The organism is Streptomyces lushanensis, from assembly GCF_001700515.1.
GTDB classification, from domain to species: Bacteria; Actinomycetota; Actinomycetes; order Streptomycetales; family Streptomycetaceae; genus Streptomyces; species Streptomyces lushanensis.
This window is the reverse complement of the sequence record NZ_MAUD01000211.1, coordinates 1-8440: the sequence shown is the minus strand read 5'-3', so window position 1 is coordinate 8440 and position 8440 is coordinate 1. Positions and strand designations below refer to the sequence as shown.

The 8440-nt window shown below is 71.7% G+C and carries 6 protein-coding genes and 1 pseudogene; all 7 read right to left on the bottom strand.

Annotated features, from left to right (window positions below):
* Positions 1-30: 30 nt before the first annotated feature.
* A complete protein-coding gene (locus BFF77_RS18675; RefSeq protein WP_425424390.1) occupies positions 31-843 on the bottom strand; it encodes a phosphate ABC transporter ATP-binding protein in 813 nt (270 codons plus the stop codon).
* A 91-nt stretch (positions 844-934) separates the two neighbouring features.
* The gene (locus BFF77_RS18670; protein WP_169922682.1) at positions 935-1852 is read right to left on the bottom strand and encodes a sortase; all 918 of its coding nucleotides are present in this window, start codon (positions 1850-1852) and stop codon (positions 935-937) included.
* A 2-nt stretch (positions 1853-1854) separates the two neighbouring features.
* On the bottom strand, positions 1855-3147 hold the full coding sequence (locus tag BFF77_RS18665; protein WP_066951030.1) for an Ig-like domain-containing protein: 1293 nt from the start codon (positions 3145-3147) through the stop codon (positions 1855-1857).
* The gene (locus BFF77_RS18660; protein WP_066951027.1) at positions 3144-5162 is read right to left on the bottom strand and encodes a hypothetical protein; all 2019 of its coding nucleotides are present in this window, start codon (positions 5160-5162) and stop codon (positions 3144-3146) included. The genes BFF77_RS18665 and BFF77_RS18660 overlap by 4 nt, the downstream gene beginning before the upstream one ends.
* A gap of 227 nt (positions 5163-5389) precedes the next feature.
* Positions 5390-6979 (bottom strand): Ig-like domain-containing protein, encoded by a 1590-nt coding sequence (locus tag BFF77_RS18655; protein ID WP_079125277.1) that lies wholly within the window; start codon positions 6977-6979, stop codon positions 5390-5392.
* 43 nt (positions 6980-7022) lie between these two features.
* Positions 7023-8015: a type 2 periplasmic-binding domain-containing protein gene (locus tag BFF77_RS18650; protein WP_211280262.1), complete on the bottom strand. Its 993-nt coding sequence runs from the start codon at positions 8013-8015 to the stop codon at positions 7023-7025.
* Positions 8016-8147: 132 nt separating this feature from the next.
* Positions 8148-8440: pseudogene (locus BFF77_RS35695) on the bottom strand (hypothetical protein); the annotation flags it as partial.

Sequence of the window (8440 nt, the reverse complement as noted above, 5' to 3'; positions counted from 1 at the left end):
GCCGATCCACGAAGATCCGCCAAACAGGACCTAGCCGAAGCGGCCGTTGACGTAGTCGGCGGTGCGCGGATCGGCCGGGCTGTGGAACATCGCGGAGGTGTCGCCGTGCTCGACGATCCCGCCCGGCGTGCCCTGCTCGGCGAGGAAGAAGGCGCACCGGTCGGAGACCCGGGCCGCCTGCTGCATGTTGTGGGTGACGATGACGACGGTGACCTCGCCGGCCAGCTCCTTGATCGTCTCCTCCACCCGCCGGGTGGAGGTCGGGTCGAGCGCCGAGCAGGGCTCGTCCATCAGCAGCACCCGCGGTCTGACGGCCAGTGAGCGGGCGATGCAAAGGCGCTGCTGCTGGCCGCCGGAGAGCGCGCCGCCGGGCTGGCGCAGCCGGTCGCGCACCTCGTTCCACAGACCGGCCTTCGTCAGACAGTGCTGGACCAGCTCGTCCTTGGCGTCCCGGCCGAGCCGGACACCGGTGAGCTTCAGCCCCGCGGTGACGTTCTCGTACACGGACATGGCCGGGAAGGGGTTCGGCTTCTGGAAGACCATGCCGATCTCCTTCCTGGCGTCGGTCAGCCGGCGCTCCGGCGCGTAGATGTCCTTCCCGCCGAGCAGCACCTCGCCGGCGAGCGCGGCCGTCGGGATCAGCTCGTGCATCCGGTTGAGGATCCTCAGGAAGGTGGACTTGCCGCAGCCGGAGGGACCGATCAGCGCCATGACCTCTCCGGCCGGCATGGTCAGCGACACCTGGTCCAGCACCTTGTGGTCACCGAACCAGGCAGAGATGCGGCGCGCTTCCAGCTCGGCGGCGGTGCCCGGGGCGGGAGTCCCCGCCGACGGAAGAGGGATGGTGTCGGAGGTGGAGGCGGTCACGTCATGTCCTTCGAGGTCGCGTGGGATTGCTGGGGGTCGAGGGGCTCCGGCGGCCGGGGCCCGGCGGTCAGAGGAGATTGGGCAGCAGCAGGGCGGCCTGGTCCGCGACGACGAAGCCGAGCGCGCCGAGCACGGGTACGCCGACGACCCAGGACTCGCGGCGGCCCGAGCGGGCCCGTATCCAGGTCAGGACGGCGGCGGCGAGCACCAGGCCCTGTCCCCAGAGCACCAGCGGCATCCAGGCGGACGTCTGGATCGCCATCGGCTTCTCGTCGGCGGGCAGCGCGCCGGTCGTATACAGCGGCGCGGCACCCGGCTGGACGTCGGAGACGAGATCCGCGTCGACCCGCAGCAGTCCGCCGGGCAGGAAGGCATGGCCGTCGCCGGTGATCAGCGTGAGCCTGCCCTTGCCCGCTTCGAGGGCGGGCGGCTGCGGGTCGCCCTCCCGGCGCACACCCAGCGCCCTGTAGGTGTGGCGGCCCTGGCCGGTGCTGACGGTGAAGGTCTCACCGGCCCTGATCTCGTCGAGATGGGCGAACGGTCCGCCGTACGCGGCCTGCCGGCCCATCACGATGCTGACGCCCGGCTGGCCGGGCAGCACGGTGTCCCTGCGGTGTCCGGGGCCGGTGGCGAGCACCTCCGAGGTGGTGCCCTCGCCGATCACCGTCCGCAGACCGAGCTGCGGGATCTCCAGCAGCGCCACCGGAGTGCCGAGGGCCAGCGGCCGGCCGTCCTGGGTGCGCGGCCCGACCGGCGCCGTGGCGTTGGCCAGTTCCCCGCGCAGGGCGGAGTTCGCCACCTGCTGGTCCCTGCCGTGGCGCAGATCGCCGAGCGGCCCCAGATTCGCGACGAACGCGAGGAGCAGTACGGCGAGGATGCTCAGCGCGGTGCCGGTGGCGCGCAGCGCCGGGCCGGCCGGGCGCTGGTCGCGCGCCCGGCCGGCCGGTGGGGCGCTCGGCGGGCGCTCCAGGGTGTGCTGAGTCACCGTCAGGTCACCTTCACTGACTTCGTGGTGGCGGCGCCGTTGGCGTATCCGGCGCGCTTGGCGGTGACCGTCACGGTGAGCGTGTGGCCCTTGTCCGCCTTGACCGCGGTGTACGTGGACTTGGTGCCGCCGCTGATCGCCTTGCCGGCCCGCTTCCACACGTAGCTGTACGACGTGGCGGCCGGCGTCCAGGTGCCGGCCTTGGCGGTGAGCTTCTTGCCGACCTTGGCCGTGCCGCTGATGACCGGCGCCGTCTTCACCTTGAGCGCGGGGCCGGTGGCGACGGTGACGGACGGGCTGGTCACCGTGGTGGTGCCACCGCTGTTGACCCCGCTGGGCCGGCAGGAGACCTTGTGCGTACGGTCGGTGGAGTCCAGGGTGCGGGTCGAGGCGGTCGCGCCGGTGATCACCTTGCCGTCGCGCAGCCACTGGTACCGCACGGAGGTGGCGCCGGTGAACTTCACGGAGCAGGTGACCTTGGAGCCGACACGGGCCGTGCCGGTGACCTTCGGCGCGGTGGTGACCGACGGCGCGCGCAGCTTGACGGTGAGCGGCACCGCCGCGGACGTCGAGCCGAGGTGGTTCGCCGGGTTCGCGGGCGTGAACTGCGCCTTCAGCGAGTGGGCGCCGACCGCGAGGGTGGTGGTGGAGAGAGACGCCGTTCCGTTCGAGACGGTGACGGGCGAGCCGAGGGCGGTGGTTCCGTCGAGGAACCGCACACTGCCGGGCGCCGTCGCGGGCGTGATCTTCGCGGTGAGCTTGACCGCGGTGCCCTGGGTGACGGAGCCGGTCGGGGACACGGTCAGGGACGCCGTCGTCGGCTGCGCCGGCGCGGTGCTCTGGTACGCCGTGTCCGAGGTGAACCAGATGGAGCCCTTGAAGTCACCGTACGTCGTGGTCCCGAAGGCCTTGCGGCAGGTGACCGTGAACTCGTAGCGGCCCGCGAGCGTCTTGAAGCCCGCCGTGCTGGCGTAGTCCCGCATCGTCTCGGTCAGCGGCACCTCGTACCCGTCACCCACGACCGGGTAGATGCTGATCTCCGAGTTGCCCACCACGTTCTGGCCCTCGGCCGGGAAGCCCGCGCCGGTCACCGAGACGAGGATGTGGTCCGCCGGCTCGGGGCAGGTGCCCGAGGTCGTCAGGGACATCGGCGAGACGTCCGTGCCGGTGGCCGGGGACGGGGTGAGGGTGCCCAGGGTGTCGGCCTGCGCGACGGGCGCGCCGAGCAGCACGAGCCCGCTGAGGACACCGACGGCGCCGGTGAGCAGCGCGGCGAGGGTCTTGCGGGGTGTCATCGGTTGCCGCCGTTCGCGAAGGTGAGCAGTCCGCGGCGGCGGGCCCACAGGACGGCGGCGGTGCCGAGACCGATCAGCGCGGCGGAGCCGACGCCGAGGAGTCCGGCCTGGGCGCCGGTGCTGGCGAGGGCGCCGCCCGTACCGCCGGAGGCGACCTCGGTGGAGACATCGGTGGAGCCGTCGGAACCGCCGTCGGAGGCGCCGCCGTCCGTCGTACCGGCGTCCGTCGTACCGCCGTCCGCGGTGCCCGGGTCATCGGTCTCGGTGGGCAGAGCGGTGTCGGACGGCTCGGCCGAGTCGCTCGGCGCCGGGTCGTCGGTGGGCTCGGTCGTGTCGCTCGGCGTGGTGCTGGGCTCGCTGCTCTGCGAGGGGCTGGGCGAGGTGCTGGTGGGCGGGTCCGAGGGCCCGTCCGGGTCGGTGTCGCGGTAGGTGGTGTTCGAGGTGAACCAGATGGAGCCCGTGAAGTCGCCGTACGTCGTCTCACCGAAGGCCTTGCGGCAGGTGACGGTGAAGTCGTAGCGGCCTTCGAGCGTCTTGAAGCCGGCGATGTTGGCGTAGTCCCGCATGGTCTCGGTCAGCGGGATCTCGTATCCCGCGTCCGCGACCGGGTAGATGCCGACCTCGGAGTTGCCGACGACGTTCTGGCCCTCGGCGGGGAAGCCCTTGCCCGCCACCTTGACGATCAGGTAGCCGGCCTCCTCCGGGCAGATGGCGGAGGTCGTCAGATTCACGCCCGAGGTGTCGGTGCCGGTGGCCGGGGTCACCTTGACCGTGCCCAGCGGGTCGGCGGCCTGCGCGGCGGGCGCGCCGAGGAGCAGCGCACCGCCCGCGGCGGTCAGCAGAGTGGCGGCGCCGAGGGCGGCCGGCCTGGAGAAACGCTTGGTCAGCATGGGGGTCTTCACTTTCTTGGACACGGAGTGGGACACGGAGGCGGACCCGGAAGCGGGCACGGAGTCAGGCACGGAGGAGATGGATTCGGAGGCGGCGGGCCGGGTGGGACGCCCGCGCCGGCGGCGCTGCCACAGCCAGAGGGCGACGCCCGCCGCGAGAATCAGCAGCAGGGCGAGCAGCGCCCAGGGCACGGTCCAGAAACCGGCCGAATGGGTGGTGCCGGGCAGGGCGGGATCGATGTCACCGCCCACCGGGACCGGATCGACGGTCACCGTCGCCGTCGACCGCAGGGCGGGGAAGAGATCACGCACGGAGGCGGTCACGGTGACGGCGTTGCCCGGCAGCAGTCCCTTGATGTCATGGACCCCGGGCGCGCGCACGGGTCCGGTGACCGCGTTGCGCACCCGTACGGTCTGCCGCGCGCCGAGCCGTACGTTCCCGGTGTTGCGCACCGTGTACGTCACCGTGGCGGTGCCGCCGCCGAACGGGTTGAAGGTTCCGTCGTAGGTCGCCTTCAGGTTCTCCACGGTGAGCTGCGGCTTGAGCTCCCCGGCCACCCTGATGTGGACCCGCGCCCCGACGCGCTGTTCCACGGCGACCCGGTCGCCCTGGGCACCGGTGCCCGACGAGGTGAGCGCGGCGACGATGCCCGCGGCGTGATCACCCGGGCTCGCACCGCGCGGAACGGTCAGCGTGAAGGGCACGATGACGCGCGACCGGGCCGGCACGACCACGCTGCCCGTCCTGACCGCGACCCAGGTGCCGGCGTCCTTGGACGGGCGTCCCGCGGCCAGCAGGTCGAAGCCGCCGTCGTCGGTGTTGAACGCGTCGCTCGCGTAGACCTTCAGCTTCAGCGGCCTGGTGCTGTGGTTGAGCACGGCGAGGTGGTCGCGGACCGCGGCTCCGGGCGTCGCGCTGTACGAGAAGTCGCTGCGCCGGTCGGGCTTCTTGGGGCCCGACGGCTGTACGCCGAAGGTGGTACGGCCCTTGCCGCCGTCGGCCCGGGCGGACGCGTGGGCGCCGGGCGCCGCGGTGAGGGCGAGAAGGCACGCGGAGAGGCACGCGAGCAGCGCGGTGACGAGGGTGCGGGCACGCAGGCCGCGGGCCTGGAGGGTGCTGGTCATGTCGGGGCGTCCGATCGGGGCCGTTTCTTCAGCGGTGAGGTGACGTCGGTGGCGTGAGGCTTGGCGGAGAAGCTTGAGGTGGGGCTTCGGTGACGCCTGGCCTCCTGGAGGAGGTGCGGCGCCGGGCGGGGACCGTGACCTGCGGGCCGCGAGGATGGGCGGGACGGGCGGGATGCCCGTCCCGCCCACCTCTGCGACCGCTGGGCGCGTGGTCCGACAGCCGTCTGTCAGATGGCGGTCAGCGTGAGCGTGGCGGTGTACGTGCCGGCCACCGTGGAGGTCGGGACGTTGAGGTTCAGGTCGGCACCGAGGTGCGAGGTGCCGAGGCCCTTGCCGTTGGCGAGGGTGTGCGAGGACTTCAGTCCGGCCGTGCCGTTGTCGGCGGGCTCGGCGCCCGCGGCGGCACCGACCTTCGCGCCGGCCGTGACGGTCTGGCCGGAGACGTGGTCGATGACGTTGGGCGTCCAGCCGAGGTTCTGGCCGTTGATGGTGTGGGTCGCACCGTCGGAGAAGTCGGTCACCTGGCCGCTGACGGTCCACCCCGGGTTACCGGCGCGGGTGTCGGTCAGGGTGACCGGGTTGAGCGCGCCCGCCGTGGTCAGCAGTTCGCCGTTGGCGTCCAGCTGCGGGGAGGGCAGGGTGACGTGCGGGTCCTCGACGCTGATGACCAGCGCGCCGGACTCGACGGTGGTGGTGATGTCCTCGGAGGTGGAGACACCCGCGAAGGCACCGATCTTGAACGGGACGTTGCCCGAGTCGGAGGCGAGGTACGCGGCGCTGTTCTGCGGCACGAAGGTCGCCGTGAAGGAGTGGTCGCCGGGAGCCAGGCTGCTCGTGGTGAGCGCGGCCTGGCCGCCCGTCACCGGGACGGTGCCGAGCGTGGTGGCCGTACCGCCCACGGTGTCGGTGAACTTCACCGAACCCGCCGCGCCCGCGGGCGTGACGGTCGCGGTCAGCGAGACCGGGCTGAACTGCTCGGCGGTGTCCGCCGGGGACACGGCCAGCGCGGTCGTGGTGGCCTTGGCCGCCGCGGCGTTCACCTGGTGGGTGACCGCGGAGGAGACGGAGGCGTTGTACGAGCCGCTGGAGGGCGTGAACTCGGCGGTGAGCGAGTGGCTGCCGGCCGCCAGGTTGGTCGTGGCCAGCGTGGCGATGCCACCGGTGACAGCCACCGGGCTGCCCAACGCGGCGGCGCCGTCACGGAACTGGACCGTACCGGCCGCGCCCGCCGGGGAGACGGTCGCGGTCAGCGTGACCTGGTCGCCCTGCTCGGTCGTGCCGGACGGCGAGACCGCGAGGGCGGTGGTGGTGTCGACCTTCACGTCCGGGTCGTTGGCCTGGTACGCCGTGTTCGAGGTGAACCAGATCGAGCCGGTGAAGTCACCGAGGCTGGTCCCGTTGAACGCGGTGCGGCAGGTGACGGTGAACGCGTACTCGCCCTGGAGCGTGCTGAAGCCGGCGATGTTCGCGTAGTCACGCATCGTCGACGACAGCGGGATGAGCATGCCGCCGGCGGCCGTGGTGTTGTACGTCTCGATCGGCGCGTTGCCGACCACGTTCTGGCCCTCGGTCGGGAAGCCCGAGCCCTTGACCGACACGATGACGTACGACGCGGTGTCCGGGCAGGCGCCCGAGGTGGCGAAGTCGATGCCCGACTCGTCGGTACCGGTCTTCGGGTTGATGTCGATGGTGCCGATCTCGGCCGCCTGTGCGGACGGCGCCACGACCAGGCCGGCCGCGAACACGGCGACAGCCGTCACGGCAGTCGCGGCGAGCGTCCGCACGGATCTGCGGGACGCGGATCTCTGGGAAAACACGCTGGAAAGCTCCTTACTCCGTAATCAGGAAAACCGCGTCGGGTCAGGGAGTCTGCTTGGACGTGTCGCCACAGTCCGGGCTGGTCGCGAACCCGTAGGTGTTGATCACACCGGGCTGCTTGCAGATGAGCGAGTCCTTGCCGACGAAGACCGTGCTCCACGGAGCCGTGGCGATCTTGCTGGTCGGGATCACGTTGTAGACATCACGCTTGACGGCGAAGTCGCTGTTGAGCGTCGTGGCGCTCTTGCCGTCGATGGAGCCGAGCAGCGCGCGGCCACGGACGTCGGCCACGGTCTGCGAGGCCTGCGCGATGTACTGCGCGATGGAGAACGGCACGATGGACTTGTCGTCCAGCACGCGGCCGTCGTGCTCCTGGATCGGGGTGTTGTTCTTCTTGTCCTTGATGCAGGGGTACACACCGGCGACGACATCCGCGTCGGTGATGCCGACCTGGGCCTCCCAGAAGCTGCGGGTGCCGGAGCCGGCCTGCGGCAGCAGGACGTTCAGGTTGTAGTTCGGGCCGGTGCCCACGAAGGCGGGGTCACAGTGGTAGATCGCCTTCAGGTCGGTCAGGGTGAGCTTGCGCGGCAGCACGCTGGAGGGCGTGATGGCGTAGGAGACACCGTCGACCGCGAACGGGACGTAGGTGAGGCCGGGGTTGGCCGCACCCAGGCTCAGGCTCGACGAACGCGCGAAGTCCAGGCAGCCGTCATTGGCCTGGAGCGAGGTCAGCAGCGCGGAACGACCGGCGCCGGAACCGTTCGGGCGGGTCATGGTGCACTTGTTGTTGACCGCCGGGTCCTTCGTGGTGATGTTCGCACCACCCACGGCGTTGTACGAACCGATCACCTTGGTGCCGTTGATGGTGACGACCTGGGACAGGCCGTTCAGCACGTCCTGCGTGGTGTCCGAACCCACACCGGAGAGCTGCCGGTAGGTGGGCGTACCGCTGGGCTCGGCGGAAGCGACGGTGCCGAACGTGGCCGCGAGCAGCAGCGCTCCGGCCGCGGCCGTCAGGATCTTCTTCTTGTTCACCTTCGTGTACCCCTCAGATAGGCTTGCGCCTGGTGTTGAAACCGCGATCGCTCGCGGGTGGCCGGGTTCCGGCCGTTCCGGAACATCCGGCCACCGGCCGGGGGTGGTGGCTGCCGCCCCCGGCCGGTCGTCTCAGGTGGTGTCGTCCTCCCGCCGCAGTGACCGCCATCCGGCCGCGACGACCGGGGCCAGCCTCGGCAGGAGCGGACCGCCGATGGCCGCCGCGATCCCGGTGATGAGGACGATCAGCACCACGTAGCGCACGGCTCCCAGCGCCCAGGGCGGGGTCGGCGAGGAACTCGCCTCGGCCGCCGCCGGCTTCGGCGACGCGGTGGAGACGCCGCCGGACGGAGCGGGCTTCGGGGTGCCGGAGGGCGCGGCGCTCTCCGCGCCGTCACCCGCGGGAGCGCCGCGCCCTCCGGCAC